At 37.1% G+C, this 16,769-nt stretch carries 18 protein-coding genes and 1 pseudogene; 1 reads left to right on the forward strand and 18 read right to left on the reverse strand.

Features of this window, described 5'->3' with window-relative positions; all coding sequences use genetic code 11:
• Nucleotides 1-94: 94 nt before the first annotated feature.
• From hisC to AZF08_RS14500, 18 genes and pseudogenes are all read right to left on the reverse strand, one after another.
• A complete protein-coding gene (gene hisC, locus AZF08_RS14415; protein ID WP_033676958.1) occupies nt 95-1,207 on the reverse strand; it encodes a histidinol-phosphate transaminase in 1,113 nt (370 codons plus the stop codon).
• 123 nt (nt 1,208-1,330) lie between these two features.
• Complete coding sequence (gene aroB, locus AZF08_RS14420) at nt 1,331-2,425, reverse strand: 3-dehydroquinate synthase (protein ID WP_033676959.1); 1,095 nt, start codon at nt 2,423-2,425, stop codon at nt 1,331-1,333.
• A complete protein-coding gene (gene aroC, locus AZF08_RS14425) occupies nt 2,425-3,597 on the reverse strand; it encodes a chorismate synthase (RefSeq protein ID WP_033676961.1) in 1,173 nt (390 codons plus the stop codon). The genes aroB and aroC overlap by 1 nt, the downstream gene beginning before the upstream one ends.
• A 304-nt stretch (nt 3,598-3,901) precedes the next feature.
• On the reverse strand, nt 3,902-4,348 hold the full coding sequence (ndk, locus tag AZF08_RS14430) for a nucleoside-diphosphate kinase (protein WP_033676962.1): 447 nt from the start codon (nt 4,346-4,348) through the stop codon (nt 3,902-3,904).
• A 125-nt stretch (nt 4,349-4,473) separates the two neighbouring features.
• Nucleotides 4,474-5,436 carry a heptaprenyl diphosphate synthase component II gene (hepT, locus tag AZF08_RS14435; RefSeq protein ID WP_033676965.1) on the reverse strand — a complete coding sequence of 321 codons (963 nt, stop codon included), beginning with the start codon at nt 5,434-5,436 and terminating at the stop codon, nt 4,474-4,476.
• Between the two features lie 31 nt (nt 5,437-5,467).
• Nucleotides 5,468-6,181, reverse strand: coding sequence for a demethylmenaquinone methyltransferase (locus AZF08_RS14440; RefSeq protein WP_033676967.1), 714 nt, complete (start codon nt 6,179-6,181; stop codon nt 5,468-5,470).
• Between the two features lie 30 nt (nt 6,182-6,211).
• A complete protein-coding gene (locus tag AZF08_RS14445) occupies nt 6,212-6,967 on the reverse strand; it encodes a heptaprenyl diphosphate synthase component 1 (RefSeq protein ID WP_033676968.1) in 756 nt (251 codons plus the stop codon).
• Between the two features lie 328 nt (nt 6,968-7,295).
• Entirely contained in the window at nt 7,296-7,865 is a 570-nt protein-coding gene (gene folE / locus AZF08_RS14450) for a GTP cyclohydrolase I FolE (protein ID WP_033676970.1), read from the reverse strand.
• Between the two features lie 121 nt (nt 7,866-7,986).
• Nucleotides 7,987-8,259, reverse strand: coding sequence for an HU family DNA-binding protein (locus AZF08_RS14455; RefSeq protein WP_001043860.1), 273 nt, complete (start codon nt 8,257-8,259; stop codon nt 7,987-7,989).
• A 296-nt stretch (nt 8,260-8,555) separates the two neighbouring features.
• On the reverse strand, nt 8,556-10,034 hold the full coding sequence (gene spoIVA / locus AZF08_RS14460; protein ID WP_033676972.1) for a stage IV sporulation protein A: 1,479 nt from the start codon (nt 10,032-10,034) through the stop codon (nt 8,556-8,558).
• Between the two features lie 243 nt (nt 10,035-10,277).
• Nucleotides 10,278-10,991: a hypothetical protein gene (locus AZF08_RS14465; RefSeq protein ID WP_033676973.1), complete on the reverse strand. Its 714-nt coding sequence runs from the start codon at nt 10,989-10,991 to the stop codon at nt 10,278-10,280.
• 167 nt (nt 10,992-11,158) lie between these two features.
• Entirely contained in the window at nt 11,159-11,362 is a 204-nt protein-coding gene (locus tag AZF08_RS14470; protein ID WP_033676975.1) for a DUF2768 domain-containing protein, read from the reverse strand.
• A gap of 516 nt (nt 11,363-11,878) precedes the next feature.
• On the reverse strand, nt 11,879-12,130 hold the full coding sequence (locus AZF08_RS14475; protein ID WP_033676976.1) for a stage VI sporulation protein F: 252 nt from the start codon (nt 12,128-12,130) through the stop codon (nt 11,879-11,881).
• 119 nt (nt 12,131-12,249) lie between these two features.
• Complete coding sequence (locus AZF08_RS14480; RefSeq protein ID WP_033676977.1) at nt 12,250-13,272, reverse strand: NAD(P)H-dependent glycerol-3-phosphate dehydrogenase; 1,023 nt, start codon at nt 13,270-13,272, stop codon at nt 12,250-12,252.
• An 18-nt stretch (nt 13,273-13,290) separates the two neighbouring features.
• Nucleotides 13,291-14,601, reverse strand: a complete 1,311-nt coding sequence (gene der / locus AZF08_RS14485; RefSeq protein ID WP_033676979.1) for a ribosome biogenesis GTPase Der — start codon at nt 14,599-14,601, stop codon at nt 13,291-13,293.
• Between the two features lie 124 nt (nt 14,602-14,725).
• Nucleotides 14,726-14,911: a capping complex subunit for YIEGIA gene (locus AZF08_RS14490; RefSeq protein ID WP_033676981.1), complete on the reverse strand. Its 186-nt coding sequence runs from the start codon at nt 14,909-14,911 to the stop codon at nt 14,726-14,728.
• Entirely contained in the window at nt 14,908-15,801 is an 894-nt protein-coding gene (locus AZF08_RS14495; protein WP_033676983.1) for a YIEGIA family protein, read from the reverse strand. The genes AZF08_RS14490 and AZF08_RS14495 overlap by 4 nt, the downstream gene beginning before the upstream one ends.
• A pseudogene (locus AZF08_RS14500) lies at nt 15,794-16,404 on the reverse strand (YphA family membrane protein). The gene AZF08_RS14495 and the pseudogene AZF08_RS14500 overlap by 8 nt, the downstream one beginning before the upstream one ends.
• Nucleotides 16,405-16,521: 117 nt before the next feature.
• On the opposite strand from AZF08_RS14500, the gene AZF08_RS14505 reads away from it, so the two are divergent.
• Complete coding sequence (locus tag AZF08_RS14505; protein WP_063177299.1) at nt 16,522-16,656, forward strand: YpzI family protein; 135 nt, start codon at nt 16,522-16,524, stop codon at nt 16,654-16,656.
• Nucleotides 16,657-16,769: the final 113 nt, after the last annotated feature.

Genomic DNA, 16,769 nt, shown 5'->3' on the forward strand with positions numbered 1-16,769 from the left:
CACACCTATCTTCCGCCTCTCTCTCAAAACCCTGAGATGAGGATCTTATTAACAGGATTAAAAAAAGCTCCTATTATAGGAGCTTCTACTATTTTTAAGAATACGTTTCTTCTTTCTTCACCTGTTCCTTTACAAGTTCCGTAAGCAATTCAATAATCTCATCGTTCTCTTCGTTCAATCCAACCGTTATACGAATACCATCCGGTAAACCAAATGCAGTACCAGAACGGACAACATATCCTTTTTTCAACAATCTCTCAAATACTTCATTTCCTGGAATACCAAGCTTTAAGAAAATAAAATTCGTTTGCGATGGATAATAAAACACATCGTACTCTTCACAGAACTTATAATATTGATTTAACCCTTCAGCGTTCTTTTTTACACACCCTTGTAAAAATTCTTGATCCTCTATCGCAGCTAACGCTACTGCTTGTGCAACAGCCGACGTGTTAAACGGCAATCTTGCTACTTCTAACTGCTGGATTAATTTCGCATCCCCTACAGCATAACCTATCCGAAAAGCAGCTAAACCATACGCTTTTGAAAACGTGCGTAATACCATAAGGTTTTCATATTTCTCAAGAAGCGGCAATGTTTGCGGATAATCTTCAGCTCCTGCATATTCATAATATGCTTCATCCATAATGACAAGCGCTGACTTTGGTACTGCTTCTAAAAATGAAAGTAATTTTTGCTTTTCTACATATGTACCAGTCGGATTATTTGGATTACAAATCCAAACGATTTTCGTTTTTTCATCCACCTGTTCAAGCATTGCATCTAAATCATGAGTCCCATCTTTCAGCAGTACTTCCCGAACCTCTGCACCTTCAATTACAGCATGATGATGGTATTGTGAAAATGTCGGATTTGCCATTACAACATTTGTATCTTTATGTAATAAGGCACGGCTAATCATTTGAATAACTTCATCTAAACCACTACCAAACAACAGTTGCTCTGGTTTCACCAGAATGTGAGTTGCTACCTTTTCACGAAGTTCAAAAGCTGCACCATCCGGATATAAAGCATATTGTTTAGCTAACGATGTTAAAGCTTCCGTTACCCGATCCGAACAGCCAAACGGATTCTCGTTCGATGCTAATTTTACAATTTTCGATAATCCATATTCTCTCTTTACTTCTTCAATGTTTTTACCAGGTACATATGCTTTCAAAGTTAATAATTGCTCTTTTACTCTCATTTTTCTTCCCCCAGTCATTTTGTTTTGTCAGACTGCAATATCAATTACCTTCTCTAAAACAAAATCATTCATGCCATATTGCAACCTATTGTCTTTGACCTTGATCATTACGAGAATACATTTCTACAATTCCTGCGGCATCTCTATTTGAAATGCTTCTAACGCAGCGTGAAGGGTCTCATCTGAAATAGATACGACATTCACTACCCCATATTCCTGCATAAGTACCATATGAATTGTTCCCGCACTTGCCTTTTTATCTTGTTTCATCACTTGCACAAGACGCTCTACATTCAAATAACTCGGCATATTTGGATAATCATACTGAGAAAACCATCGCTTAATCTCTTTATACCCAAGGTCAATCTTATAAATTTGTTCACTTAAAAATATGGCAAATAACATTCCAATTGCGACCCCATCACCATGTGTGATATTGCCATATCCCATCTCTTTTTCAAGGGCATGTCCTAACGTATGTCCAAAATTCAAGTGGGCACGTACACCTTTTTCAGTTTCATCTTGCGCCACAATATTCGCTTTCACAGGAATAGCTCTCTTTAGAATATAGATTAACTTTTCATCTCTTATATCCTCTAATGTCTTCACTTCACGCTTTAACCAATGATATAATTCAACATCGCCGATTAGGGCATGTTTAATAGCTTCAGCAAACCCTGAACGCCATTCTTTTTCCGGTAGCGAATTTAAAAATGGTGTATGATACAGCACTGCTTCTGGCTGATGAAATGCGCCAATCATATTTTTTCCTAATGGATGATTAATCGCAACTTTGCCCCCAACAGCACTATCATGTGCTAATAAAGTTGTTGGAACTTGAATAAAACGAATACCACGCATAAATGTCGCAGCAACAAACCCCGCTAGATCACCAATCATTCCTCCGCCAAGTGCAATAACTAACGAGTTTCGATCCATTTTGTTCTCAAGTGCAGATGTATGTGCCGCATAAAAGTTCTCAAATGATTTCTCTTTTTCTCCACTCGGAATAACAAATGAAAAAACATCTTGTTCCAATCGCAATGTATCCATAACTGTATGCAAATGTAACGATGCAACAGCTTCATCAGAAATTACCATTACATTCGAAACAGCTGGTTTCATATTTCGAACAAGCGCTGTCAAATGTGACAGCGCATCTCTTCCAATGTATACATCATACTCTTTAGATTTCGTCTGGATATGTATGTTCTCCATTAAAATTCCCTCGCATATTCATTATGTTTCTCAATATTTTCACGAATACAGTCCATGCGATCCGATCCAAATTGTTCTACTAAGGCTGTTGCTAGTTCCCAAGCAACAACCGCTTCCGCGACAACACTCGCTGCCGGTACCGCACAACTATCAGAACGTTCAATACTCGCAGAAAAAGATTCCTTTGTATCAATATCAACACTTTGAAGAGGCTTATATAACGTTGGAATTGGTTTCATGACACCTCGAACGATAATCGGCATTCCTGTTGTCATACCGCCTTCTAATCCACCTGCATGATTGGTTTTTCTTGTATAACCGTCCTCTTTATTCCAAAGAATCTCGTCGTGAACTTGACTCCCCGGCTTATGTGCGGCTTCAAATCCAACCCCAATCTCCACACCTTTAAAAGCGTTAATACTCATTACTGCAGTAGCCAATTTTGCATCGAGCTTTCTATCATAATGCACATAGCTCCCTACTCCAATTGGCATCCCTTCCACAACAACTTCAACAATTCCGCCAATAGAATCTCCACTTGTTTTTGCATCATCAATCGCCTGCATCATCTTTTTACCAGCTTCTTCATCTAAACAACGGACAGGAGATGCCTCTGTAACTTCTTGTAATTGCTCAATTGATTCGTATGTAAGTTTTTCAGCTTGGATGCCACCAATTTCAATTACATGACCAGCAACCTTCACACCCAATTCTGCTAAAACTCTCTTCGCAACAGCTCCAGCTGCAACCCGAACTGTAGTTTCACGCGCTGAAGAACGCTCAAGTACATTTCTCATATCTCGATGTCCATATTTAATAGCACCATTTAAATCAGCATGACCAGGTCGTGGTCTTGTTATTTGTCTTTTCATTTCTTTTGTTTCTTGCTCAGTTAACGGTTCTACCCCCATGATTTTTGTCCAATGTGCAAAATCACGATTTTCGACAACGAGTGCAATTGGTGCACCAATTGCTTTACCATGTCTGACACCACTTACAATTTGCACTTGATCTTTTTCAATTTGCATACGTCTCCCGCGGCCGTACCCCTTTTGTCTTCTTTCTAATTCTCTATTTATATCTTCCGCTACTAGAGATAAACCTGCCGGAATTCCCTCTAAAATTGTTGTAAGTTGCGGACCATGAGATTCACCAGCTGTAATATATCGCATCAGTTATTCCTCTTTTCATATAGTTATTTATCCCGCTATGTGCAGCATCTCCTCAAAACCCTGTAAAAAAACAGCAGTGGTTACGCAAATAAACCGTATGTTAAAACTTGATTGTTAGCCTTTTCATTAAAGAAAAATGAAGTTTCCATTAATAGAAATTTCACTTTATGTATCAATATATCATACCGCACCTAGCTTCGTAAGTATTTGAAACTAAAAAAGTGCAAGGAGAACAATTACATTCCCCTTGCACTTTTCACTATTATCACAGTAATTAAAGCGTTTACAAATTATTTCAAAATAATTAGTAAATCCATTGATTCATTAATTTTGAGTAGTCTACTAATTCTTCTTCTTTAAAGAAAATACCAATCTCACGTTCTGCGCTTTCTAGAGAATCAGAGCCATGGATAATATTTTTCTCAACTGTTACACCAAAATCGCCACGAATTGTACCAGGTGCCGCTTCATGTGGTCTTGTTTTACCCATCATATTACGAGCAGTATTTACTACATCTTCACCTTGCCATACCATTGCAAAAACAGGTCCAGATGTAATGAAATCTACTAATTCACCAAAGAAAGGTTTTTCTGTGTGCTCAGCGTAATGTTTTCCTGCAATTTCTGGAGTCACTTGCATTAATTTCGCACCAACTAATTGAAAGCCCTTTTTCTCAAAACGAGCTACAATTTCCCCAATGAAGGCACGTTGTACGCCGTCTGGTTTTACCATTAGAAATGTTTTTTCCATAAAAAATCTCTCCACTTCTGAATTATGTATGTAATTGTATATCCCCACACACATAGTAACACCCTTATCACAATTGTGCAATAGTTTTGAAATAGAGAGATTATTTTATTTACAAGAAAAAACAATTAAAATTTTCGTTTTCCAATATACTTTGCAACATTTTGCAACGCATATTTCGCCTGCCCACGCGGCAACGGTTTTATTACATCTAATGCTTTATGTAAATAACGTTCGCTAAATGCAAATGCCCGGTCAATTGCTGGACTTGTTTTAATATCATGAATAATTTCTTTCATCTCACTTGACGTCGTATTTTCATGAACTGATACAATTTTCGCACGAAGCACCGGATCTTCCATAGCATACAAAGCTGGGAGTGTCACATTCCCCTGCAATAAATCTCCCCCAGCAGGCTTTCCAAGCTTTTCTTCCGTTGAGACAAAATCTAAAATATCATCAATAATTTGATAAGACATGCCAACAAAATAGCCATACCAAAATAAACGATTTACCGTATCACGATCTGCACCCGACGCAATAGCACCTAACTGGCAACTCGCCGCAATCAATAGTGCTGTTTTCCTCTTTATTCTTCGTAAATACGTTCTTAAATTTTGATTATAATTATACTTGTCCTTAATTTGTTCAATTTCACCTTTACAAACTTCTAAAATTGTATATGACAAGGCTTGATGTGCTTCTGGAATTTCTAAATTTGTAATACATTCAAGAGACTTCGCAAACAAATAATCTCCTGTATACATTGCAATTCGATCTCCCCATTTCGCATTAACCGTCGGGCTGCTGCGTCGTAAAAGCGCTGCATCAATTACATCATCATGAACAAGAGAAGCCATATGAATGAGTTCTAGTGCAACTGCCACATGTTTAATCGCATCTAACTTATAATCCCCAAATTTCCCTGCAAGTAACACAAAAACAGGACGAATCCGCTTCCCACCAGCTTCAATCAGCTGTAATGCCGCTTCTTCAACTAGTTGTTGCTCAGAAGCAACAGTCTTTTTTAATTCCTTTTCTATTACATTAATATCCGATCGTAAAAAAGAGTACATAAGTTGTAACTTCATATTGTTCACCTTAACCTAAAACGTCTTTTTTCTATTTTGATTCGGGTTTAAACCCTAAATGCATAGCTGCTACTCCAAAAGTAAATGGTTTCACTTGTACACGCTCAAGCCCAGCCGACTCAAACATACTTGCTAATTCTTTCATTCCTGGGAATGTGCTAGCAGACTCCTGAAGCCATGAATATTCCTTATAACTTTTTGCAAACATCTTTCCAAATAACGGCATAATGTATTTGAAATATAAAATATAGAACTGTCGAAAACCAATCATCGTTGGTTGTGACGTTTCTAAACAAATCACTTTCCCGCCTGGTTTGACTACACGAGTCATCTCTTTTAACACATGCATATAATCCGGAACATTACGTAATCCAAAACCGATTGTTACATAATCGAATGTATTATCTGCAAATGGAAGTTCCATCGCATTCCCATGCATAAGTTCTACATGATTTAGCCCTAAAGCTTTTACTTTTTCTTTTCCGACAGATAGCATATTTTCACTAAAGTCTAGGCCATGTACTTGTCCATTCGGACCAACAGCATCAGCAAGTGCAATTGTCCAATCAGCAGTTCCACAGCATACATCTAATGCTTTACTACCAGCCTTTACATCCATAATCCGCATCGTTTCTTTCCGCCATGCTTTATGTCTTTGGAAACTAATAACCGAATTCATTACATCGTATTTATCAGAGATTTTCTCAAATACGTCATGTACTCTTTCTTCTTTTGATTGTTGCATGCTCTTACCCTTCTTCCAATATAAAATTGCTTATGTTTTCAATTTATCTTTTAAAGTAGAAACTACATCACCAATTTCTTTATGGCTTTGTAGAAATGTCTTTTCTTGTTTGCTCATTTCTCCCAACCACTCTTTAAAGACGGTTTCTGCGTTTCTGTCATCATCATTTGATAGAGTTGCTTGAACCGCTTGAAAAACAGGTGCGTTTTTCCTTTCAGCATGCAATTGATACTCTGTTTGAAGACGATTACTCCCTAACATATATGCTATAAGTGGCTTCCAATGTGATAAATGAAAATGATCACATGTTTTATGCAAAAGTGCCGATTCAATTGTCAGCACACTTTCCATTACTTGATCGACTGTTTGATACGCCTTCTGATATAACATAATTTTATGTTCATTAATTGCTTTAATTCCTTCAGCAAGTGCACGAATAAGTACAATGTCACAATTCATTGATAATAAATAATAATACAATCCACTATAATAGTCACCTGCAAGTACTGTAAGCTGACGACGCTTATGAAATCCACTTGTCTCTTCGTTTTCTTTATTTGATACTTTTTCATGTGTATCAAGAGCGATTTGCACAAGCATGATTGTTAACACGTAGTGATCGATTTGTTCTTTATGTAGTTTTGCATTTTTTAAAGCAGCATATAAAAGCATTATTTTTTCTTCATCAATAAATGGTTCTTCAATATAGTTTATAAAATAAGGATGGCGCAGTTTTGATAACAACTGCTCCTTTATATCCGCATACCCTCCGTAGATGTCACACACAAAAAATCACCCTTGTTTTCTAATTCATAAAACCTATTATAACACATACATTCTATTTTCTATAACCAAAACTTGGTGAATCAAGGTAAACCCTAATTTATCTTTCTATACACGCAACAAGCTTATGTCATAATACATCATTCATTAATAAGTTTGTGAGCAGTCACCAAAATATATGTACCTTTTCGAAGACTATTATTCTGCTCATAGCCTCATAACAAACTATCCCCCACCCAACTCCTTTACTCTCACTGATTTTCGAAATGAGAGTATTACTACTCTCAAATAGCAAGGTAAATAAAAAAGAAAAGCAGTTTCCCGCTTTTCTTTACTTCGCCTTAATAAAAGACAAAATTTCGCTACGTGCCGCTGCATCATTTTCTAGTACACCGCGCACTGCTGTAGTTACTGTTTTTGCACCAGGCTTTTTCACACCACGCATTGTCATACACATATGTTCCGCTTCAACAACTATCATAACACCATGTGGTTCTAACACTTCCATGATAGAATCAGCCACTGTTGACGTAATACGCTCTTGAAGTTGTGGACGACGTGCAATTGTATCTACAGTACGAGCTAATTTACTTAACCCCGTTACTTTTCCACCACGTGGAATATATGCAACATGAGCAACTCCATAAAATGGAACAAGATGGTGCTCACACATCGAATAAAATGGAATATCTTTTACTAACACAAGCTCTTCGTGATCTTCTCCAAATACTTTATGCAAATGTTCCTTTGGATCTTCATGCATACCTGAAAATACTTCTGCATACATTTTTGCAACACGTTTTGGCGTATCTAGTACTCCCTCACGATTTGGATCGTCTCCAATTGCCTCTAAAATAAGGCGCACTGCTTGTTCGATTTGTTCTAAGTTAACTTTTGCCATCCGCTAGCCCTCCCGAAAAACCTAAAAGTGATACGAACACATTCTAGCATATTTATGATTTTAAAAGCAAAAAGAAGAGTCCCCAAAAAGGAAACTCTTCTTCCCTGTTAATATGTAAGGATTATTTAACCGCATCTTTTAACGCTTTACCAGGTTTGAATGCAGGTACTTTGCTTGCTGCGATTTCAATTTCCTCACCAGTTTGTGGGTTACGACCTTTACGAGCCGCACGCTCACGAACTTCGAAGTTACCGAATCCGATCAATTGTACTTTATCACCTTGTTTTAAAGCTTCTAAGATAGAATCAAAAACAGCGTCAACTGCTTTTGTTGCATCCTTTTTAGAAAGGGAACTTGCTTCTGCAACAGCATTAATTAAATCTGTCTTGTTCATGCCATTCACCTCCTCCCAAAGATAAGACTGTATAATGATCATAAAATGAGTCTTACTTTCATTTGTAGGCAATTTTTACAAATTCTATACTACAAAGATGTAGATAAATCATTATCAACGCCTATATTATACGATTCTCCTGTATAATTCAATATTTTTAAAGAAATTGTTACCTCTAAAATGTGAAAAACTGATGAAACTTGACAATATACAACAAAATATTAGATAATGACGGTTTATTTTCCTTCAACCCTTTACAAAAAAGAAAAATCCCTCTGCGTACAGAGGGATTTTTCTTATAAAATAATGGCAATTAGTCCACCAGATCCTTCGTTAATAATTCTCTCTAATGTTTCTTTTAATTTATAGCGAGCATTCTCTGGCATTAAAGACAATTTCGCTTGAATTCCTTCTCGAACAATTGAGCTAAGCGAACGGCCAAAGATGTCTGAATTCCATATTGAAAGCGGATTATCTTCAAAATCTTGCATTAAATACCGAACAAGCTCTTCACTTTGTTTTTCAGTACCAATAATTGGCTCGAATGTGGATTCAACATCTACTTTAATCATATGAATTGATGGAGCAACAGCCTTTAATTTCACACCAAATCTTGATCCGTGACGGATAATTTCTGGTTCATCTAGACTCATATCAGCTAAGGCTGGAGCAGCTACACCATATCCTGTCTGTTTCACCATTCTTAAAGCATCTGAGACTTGATCGTATTCTACTTTCGCATGAGATAAATCGAGCATGAGTTTTAACAAATGATCTTTCCCTCTAATTTCTACACCTACAACTTCTTTTAAAATTTGATCGTACAATTCATCCGGTGCATATAAATCAATCTCTGCTACTCCCTGCCCCATATCAATTCCAGCCAAACTCGCTCGATCAATAAACTCATACTGACTAAATTGCCAAACAACCCGGTCTACATCACGAAGTCGTTTTATATCTTTAACAGTCTCTTGAACAGCTTCTTGATAACTCTGACGTAACCAATGTCCCTCATTCAACACCATTACCCAGCTTGGAAGATTTACATTGACTTCTAAAACTGGGAATTCAAATAATGCTTCACGAAGCACATTGTAAACATCTGTTTCTCTTAAACTTTCTACACTCATTGCGATGACCGGTATATCATATTCTTCTGATAAACTTTGACGTAACTGCTCCGTATCCGGATGGTACGGCTGTACAGTATTAATAATCATAATGAACGGTTTCCCTACTTCTTTTAACTCATTCACTACACGCTCTTCTGCTTCTATATAATCTCGTCTTGGAATTTCTCCAATCGTTCCATCAGTCGTAATGACAACCCCGATAGTAGAATGCTCTTGAATTACTTTACGCGTTCCAATTTCAGCAGCTTCATGGAATGGTATAGGTTCTTCGTACCAAGGAGTATTAATCATGCGCGGACCATTCTCATCCTCATAACCTTTGGCTCCAGGAACTGTATAACCCACACAGTCTACCAATCGAATATTTACCTCTAGACCGTCATCAACATGGATGGAAACCGCTTGGTTTGGAACAAATTTTGGCTCCGTTGTCATTATTGTACGCCCCGCAGCACTTTGGGGTAATTCATCCTGAGCACGCTGGCGATCTGAATCATTCTCGATATTCGGAATGACAACAAGCTCCATAAATTTTTTAATAAATGTTGATTTCCCTGTTCGAACTGCTCCTACAACCCCAAAATAAATATCACCGCCTGTGCGTTCAGCAATATCTTTAAAAATGTCGACCTTTTCCAAGTGATTCCCTCCCTCAAAATTTTTGGGAACAATCTAATTTCTATTAACAATCCATACTCTCGCTGATATTTCCTAACATCTGATTTAACTTAAAGATACTCTGGAAGTTCGGACAATATATCATATGATTTTGTCCTAGTTTCATATGACTATTTAAAAAGAACTTTTTGTTTGCATCACAAGTTGAATTACAAGAAAAAACCTTTCTTCTAGAACTTATTCGCTAGAAGAAAGGTTCATGACTTATCCTTTAAAAAAAATTGGTTCTCCGTTCTTTACTGTATAAGGTAATGAATATGCCGGTACAAATGGTGCGTTTTTTAATAGCACATTCCGAATATCTTCACCTTCTTTTAATTCCCCCTCATTTTTTTGTAATATTTCATATAAGTCCATTCGATAATCAACAAAAATCTCCCCTTTTTCATTGATCACGAGCGGCAATCCTTTTCCAGAATATGGACTCGTCACCTGTGGTACATCTTTATAACCCATTTTTTTGAAATCCAATTCATAAACGCCATCCGCAATAACTTTTTTAAAAGGAGGATATTGATGATCATCTCGATACATCTGCAATTTTAACTTAACCTCCCGAATCTGTTCTGTCATTCTTACATCGATTAATTTTACTGTTGGATTTGTTTCTACATCAACCAATACATATTGATACACACCACCACTTTCATACGCATTCCCTGGCGGATCTTGTATATAACGCGGCGCAATTTTTTGAAAATCGATAGGATATTTTTGATAAATTGGTGTACTCATATCCCGCGTCTTAATAGGTAACAAACCATTATTTTGTTCCTTATATGTATTTACAGCTTTTTGGACAGCTTGTAGCTGATCTTCATAAGGGATAGCATTTTGTTTCATATTTTCTCTCGGATACATACATCCTACTAAAATGCTTGTACAACAAAATATTAAAATAATATAGACTTTTTTCACTGGCAATCCACCCTTTATTTTCTAGCTAGCATTTACTATATCTCGTTTCTTCCTTATCACTGCCGCAATAAACTTATAAATCCCTACTATTTCTTAGTAGTTTTTTATGGAATTATATATTTTTTCAACTATTAATATCCTTTTCAAATAAAGAGTAATCACTATTTTTACTGTTCCACCGGTCCACTAAACACAACAAGAAAAATAACAATTCCAGATACAATCATAAGTGTATACGCAACCCCCGCTGTAATCCCTTTCAAAAATTTATTCTTCATTCTATGTCTACTTAACAAAATAAAGAGTACCGCAATAAACATAAATCCCATTGCCCCTAAAGAAAACCACATTTTTATAAGTCCTTCAGACATATACACACCCCTTAGTCTATTTTTATACTATTTTAACAAATTAAAAATTTTAAACAAAGAGAATTCATTATTTTATTATGAATTCTTCCCTAAACAAAAACTCCACTACTGACAATTTTATAATCAATAATCGTATGACACTTTATTCTCACACCAATAAGATTTCTAGAGATCACTTATCTCCCGTTTTGCTTCTCTTAAAGCAATCGGGAAAATTACTACCTTCAAATAGCGAGATAAAGTGAAACTTCCATCAGTGGGGGTTTTCTTCATCTCCCACTGATGGAAATTCCTCACGAATCCGGCTTTTACGGGCAGTTATCCCCCACCTATCTTCCTTACTTCTCTCTGAATCTTGAGATGGAGGTATTACTGCCCGAAAATAGCGGGATAAAAATAAAACCGAAGCGAATATACCCTCTTCGCTTCGGTTGACCAAATATGCCCACAAACAGCTCTATTCCCATGTATTCATAGCTATCGTATGCAATCTATGAACCTTTTGTTTCTCATACTTTATTTTTTAAACATTTTACTTAATGAGCTAAAATCTGTCGGCATATTGTTATTAATAATCGCTTTTACAATTTGGTCTTCTTGCTCTTTCGGCACTTCACGTCCTGCCATTGTAGCAACTTGATGAATCAATTGACGTAACACTTTCTCATCACGTAAATTTGCATTTTGTACAGATGATGCTAATTTAAAGATATCATCTTTATTTACCTTTGCCTCTTTCTCAATATTATTAAAAAGGTTATTATCCATTCCCTTCACCCTCTCCTTAAGTTACATTCCATCGTATGCAAAAAGAATGAAATGGTGAAAATACCTAGAAAAAAAACAAAAAGCTATATAAGTGCATAAAGCACTTATATAGCTTCTATTTACAGTAAATCAGGTATCGCTTCAACTTCATGCTTGCGAACACGCCCCATCAATGAACCTACTGCATCTTTCACATTATTTCCATTGAATAGCACATCGTATAAAGCTGATGTAATTGGCATTTCAACACCCATTTTCTCAGCCATTTCGTACGCCGCTTTCGTTGTTCGTACACCTTCAACAACCATACCCATACTGTCTAATACTTCCTCTAACGAATGCCCTTTTCCAAGCATATTTCCCGCACGCCAATTTCTGCTATGGACACTTGTACAAGTTACAATTAAGTCACCCATTCCTGTTAATCCAGCAAATGTTAACGGATTTCCACCCATCTTTCTTCCTAAGCGAGCGATTTCCGTTAGACCACGTGTCATTAAAGCTGCCTTTGCGTTATCACCTAACCCAAGACCATCTGTAATTCCAGCAGCTAACGCAATAATATTTTTTAATGCGCCGCCAAGCTCCACCCCGACGATATCAGGATTTGTATATACTCGGAAATAGCCGTTCATAAATAAGTCTTGTACCTCTTCAGCCGCTTCCATACGTTTAGCAGCAGAAGTGACAGTTGTCGCTTGACGTAGCCCCACTTCTTCCGCATGACTCGGTCCTGATAATACAACAACATCACGAATAAGACTCGCTGGTATTTCTTCTTCAATCATTTCTGAAATACGCTTTGAAGTCCCTGGTTCAATGCCTTTACTCGCATGAATCCAAGTAATTGGCCCTGAAACAATTTCTTTCATATCCTGCAGTACTTCTCGGTACGCTTTCGTTGGCACCACTAGAAGTACTGTATCTACATCTACTAATGCTTCTTCTAAAGAAGAGTAGGCTACGATTGTGCTTGGCAATGTAATCCCTGGAAGATACCGACTGTTCTCATGTTTCATATTCATTTCATCCATGAGCTCTGAGCGATTTCCCCAAATACGTACATCATGACCATTGTCAGCTAATACCATCGCTAACGCTGTTCCCCAGCTACCTGCTCCTACTACTGTGATTTTTTTCATAAAATCACATCCTCTCCATTAGTCTCTTGCTCTAGAAATAATTCGAATTGGCGTTCCTACGAAGCCAAACGACTCACGTAAACGATTCTTTAAGAAGCGCTCATATGAAAAGTGCATTAATTCTGGATCATTTACAAAGACAACAAATGTTGGTGGCTTCACTGCAACTTGTGTTGCATAGAAGATTTTCAAGCGGCTACCATTATGTGTTGGCGTTGGATTCATTGCCACCGCGTCCATAATTACGTCATTTAATACATTCGTCTGTACGCGAATGCTATGACTTTCATTGACTTCATTAATAACTGGTAATAATGTCTGCGTACGTTTTCTCGTTTTCGCAGATAAGAATACAATCGGCGCATAATCTAAGAATTGGAAATGAGCACGAATGTTTTCTTCAAATGCTTTCATTGTCTTTTCATCTTTTTTAACTGCATCCCATTTATTCACAACGATAATAACAGCTCGTCCTGATTCATGTGCATAACCAGCGATTTTTTTATCCTGCTCAATAATTCCTTCTTCACCGTCTAAAACAACTAAAACAACGTCAGAGCGTTCAATCGCTCTCAATGCACGAAGCACACTATACTTTTCGGTACTCTCGTATACTTTCCCTTTTTTACGCATACCAGCTGTATCAATAATAACGTAATCTTGTCCATCTTTACTGTACGGTGTATCAACAGCATCACGTGTCGTTCCTGCTACGTTACTTACGATTACGCGTTCTTGACCAAGTAATGCATTTACAAGCGATGATTTCCCTACGTTCGGGCGGCCAATTAATGAGAAACGAATCGTTTCGTCATCGTATGCCTCTTCTTCAATCTTAGGGAAATGTTGTGCTGCTTCATCTAATAAATCTCCTAAACCTAATCCGTGTGTACCAGAAATCGGGAACGGCTCACCAAATCCCAATGCATAGAAATCATAAATGTCATTACGCATCTCTGGATTGTCCACCTTATTTACTGCAAGTACAACCGGTTTTTTAGAACGATATAAAATTTTTGCAACTTCCTCATCTGCTGCAGTTACACCGTCGCGACCATTCGTCATAAAAATGATAACATCCGCTTCATCAATCGCAACTTCCGCTTGTTGACGAATTTGTGTCAAAAAGGGCTCGTCTCCAATATCAATTCCACCTGTATCAATAATGTTAAATTCATGATTCAGCCATTCTCCTGCACTATAAATACGATCTCGTGTTACACCTGGGATATCTTCTACAATTGATACTCTCTCTCCAACAATTCTATTGAAAATAGTAGATTTCCCTACGTTCGGGCGGCCTACTATTGCCACTACTGGTTTCGGCATATACTTTCATCCTTTCATCTTGCTTCTGTTTATTATGTAAAAAACCCTTCTTTGTGCAAGAAGGGATTTGCATTCCAGAATATTTCTCAACGTATCAAAACACCTCATATTATAGCATACGTTACTAATGTTTCACAATAATATATACATTCTCTTGTAAGCGGTGTGCAATACCATCTAAAATAGCTTCTAAATTATTTGCGACAAATTCCATTTCTTCTTTTGAATCACAAACAAATAAAGGTGCTCCACCAGCAAACTTTTCTGGTGTTGTTGTAATTACAGCAAGAATATAGCTTTCTAATATCACCTTGTGTCTCTCCTTCCTTTCGGAGCTTCTGATGACATATGAACCGCGCTTTCTAAAGTTGGCACATTTCCGATTACCGCAATCGCTTTTTTTACGTCTTGATCTTGCGGGAGTACAAATACACCTACTCTCCCGTCTTCTAAATCACGCTTAGCTAGTGGCACTAACGCCGGCGTTCCAGAATCTCTAAATATGCCTAATGCAACCGAAACATCATGCAAGATCGCTTGTCGTTGTCCAAGATTGGAAATCGTTACCCTTGCGTCAATGGACTTAGGCTTTAGAATAAACCCCATTCCATACTTCATAATTTCTTCTTGCCGTGCTGGCAATCCAATATTCATAATATAAATATTATCAATATAGAGTCCTGCCCCTTCAAACCGAAGAGGAACATGCTCAATGTCTACGAGATCGTGTAGCCTTTTACCAGACATCAATATTTTTGCAATAAACAATCCCACTATGCCAGTAACTACACCAGCAACCCACGAATGAAACCCTATGTATGTAAATGTTGTCACAAATGATGTTAGCATCGCTAAATAGTTACGACTTTCAAATACAAGGGCTATCCCCTCAATATATGTATTTCCACGTGGTACAAGCTCATACCCATCTAATTGTTGCAGTGTATTTCTTTCCATATTTCGTACATCTCGAAATTGGGAAGCTGCTAGCGTTAAGAACGTAATCGCTGAAAAATCCTTTTTCAAAATAGATGGAATAGCAATTGCCCCTAAAGCTGCTGCGATTAACCCCATAGCGATATGAATTATTTTCCCATGCAAACGTGTAGGATATTGTCTTGTATCTGTACGCAGCATAAATATTCTCGTTACTGTTCCTGCAATTACGCCACACAAAATGGCTGGTGTATATTCAGTCATGTATTATCCTTGCCTTTCTTTTACATGTTTTTTCCTAAGCTTTCCTGTATAAGCTGATACCTTTACAACACAAAGCAAAATTGCGACAAATAGCGTCGAAACAGCAATGATATCAAAAAACGTCAAACTACCAAATTCATATGGAAAATGAAGTTTACGAAAAATAAATGTTACTAATATTTCACCTTGTAGTGCTCCTGTATATAAAGAGCATAGCCGTAACAAACGATCTCGATGCAACAAGATTGATGCATATACAAGAACACCACTTAACATAAAGGTTCGATCCATAACAATCCAAATCGGGTCATATACCTCTAATAAATGAAAAGTTGTGTATAACATAGCGATGATAAGTGCCGAAAGTAACACGTATATTTTTTTCCAGATAGAATATAGCGTAATCCCTAAAAAAGAAATGATACCAAGTAAAAGAGCATTTATTGATACAGTGAAAGAAACAATTGATACATGAATTTGTGAGCAAATGATAAATATTAATATGACCGTACTCACTTTCCAACGAATAGCTTCTTTTTTCATAAAAAACGTCGCAACAATCCAGCCCATCCATGCTATAAAATAAAAATAATTCCCATCCATATTTTCACCTCCTATCATTTCCATTATGGGAACTTTTTATAAAAACTAATCCTCCCTTCTGCCTGCATAGTTTTTCTTATAACAGCAACACTCTCTAGTAAGGAGGTGTAAATAGCAATGGGAAAAGACCGTCAAGAAAAAAAGTTAAAACAATCACGCCGCGTCGAATCTGATCGCGACCAATCACTACAATACCCTGGTGCAACTAGTCTTGATACACCAGAACAAGCTCAAAAACAGAATCAACATTAAACAAGATAAAATAAAAAAAACAGCCCTTCATTTGACCCTTTTTGGTCAGGTGAAGGGCTATTTTTTTCATGTTTTGACAAGTTGCGGTGAGATATGCCTGCATTTGGACAGAC

Source organism: Bacillus gaemokensis (assembly GCF_001590835.1).
In the GTDB taxonomy this organism is placed as follows: domain Bacteria; phylum Bacillota; class Bacilli; order Bacillales; family Bacillaceae_G; genus Bacillus_A; species Bacillus_A gaemokensis.

Bases quoted from the DNA above. Each gene is read 5' to 3' on its own strand.
- hisC (WP_033676958.1), bottom strand. From the start codon at position 1,207: ATGAGAGTAAAAGAGCAATTATTAACTTTGAAAGCATATGTACCTGGT.
- aroB (WP_033676959.1), bottom strand. From the start codon at position 2,425: ATGGAGAACATACATATCCAGACGAAATCTAAAGAGTATGATGTATAC.
- aroC (WP_033676961.1), bottom strand. From the start codon at position 3,597: ATGCGATATATTACAGCTGGTGAATCTCATGGTCCGCAACTTACAACA.
- ndk (WP_033676962.1), bottom strand. From the start codon at position 4,348: ATGGAAAAAACATTTCTAATGGTAAAACCAGACGGCGTACAACGTGCC.
- hepT (WP_033676965.1), bottom strand. From the start codon at position 5,436: ATGAAGTTACAACTTATGTACTCTTTTTTACGATCGGATATTAATGTA.
- AZF08_RS14440 (WP_033676967.1), bottom strand. From the start codon at position 6,181: ATGCAACAATCAAAAGAAGAAAGAGTACATGACGTATTTGAGAAAATC.
- folE (WP_033676970.1), bottom strand. From the start codon at position 7,865: ATGGCAAAAGTTAACTTAGAACAAATCGAACAAGCAGTGCGCCTTATT.
- AZF08_RS14455 (WP_001043860.1), bottom strand. From the start codon at position 8,259: ATGAACAAGACAGATTTAATTAATGCTGTTGCAGAAGCAAGTTCCCTT.
- AZF08_RS14470 (WP_033676975.1), bottom strand. From the start codon at position 11,362: ATGTCTGAAGGACTTATAAAAATGTGGTTTTCTTTAGGGGCAATGGGA.
- AZF08_RS14475 (WP_033676976.1), bottom strand. From the start codon at position 12,130: ATGGATAATAACCTTTTTAATAATATTGAGAAAGAGGCAAAGGTAAAT.
- AZF08_RS14480 (WP_033676977.1), bottom strand. From the start codon at position 13,272: ATGAAAAAAATCACAGTAGTAGGAGCAGGTAGCTGGGGAACAGCGTTA.
- der (WP_033676979.1), bottom strand. From the start codon at position 14,601: ATGCCGAAACCAGTAGTGGCAATAGTAGGCCGCCCGAACGTAGGGAAA.
- AZF08_RS14495 (WP_033676983.1), bottom strand. From the start codon at position 15,801: ATGACTGAATATACACCAGCCATTTTGTGTGGCGTAATTGCAGGAACA.
- AZF08_RS14505 (WP_063177299.1), top strand. From the start codon at position 16,522: ATGGGAAAAGACCGTCAAGAAAAAAAGTTAAAACAATCACGCCGCGTC.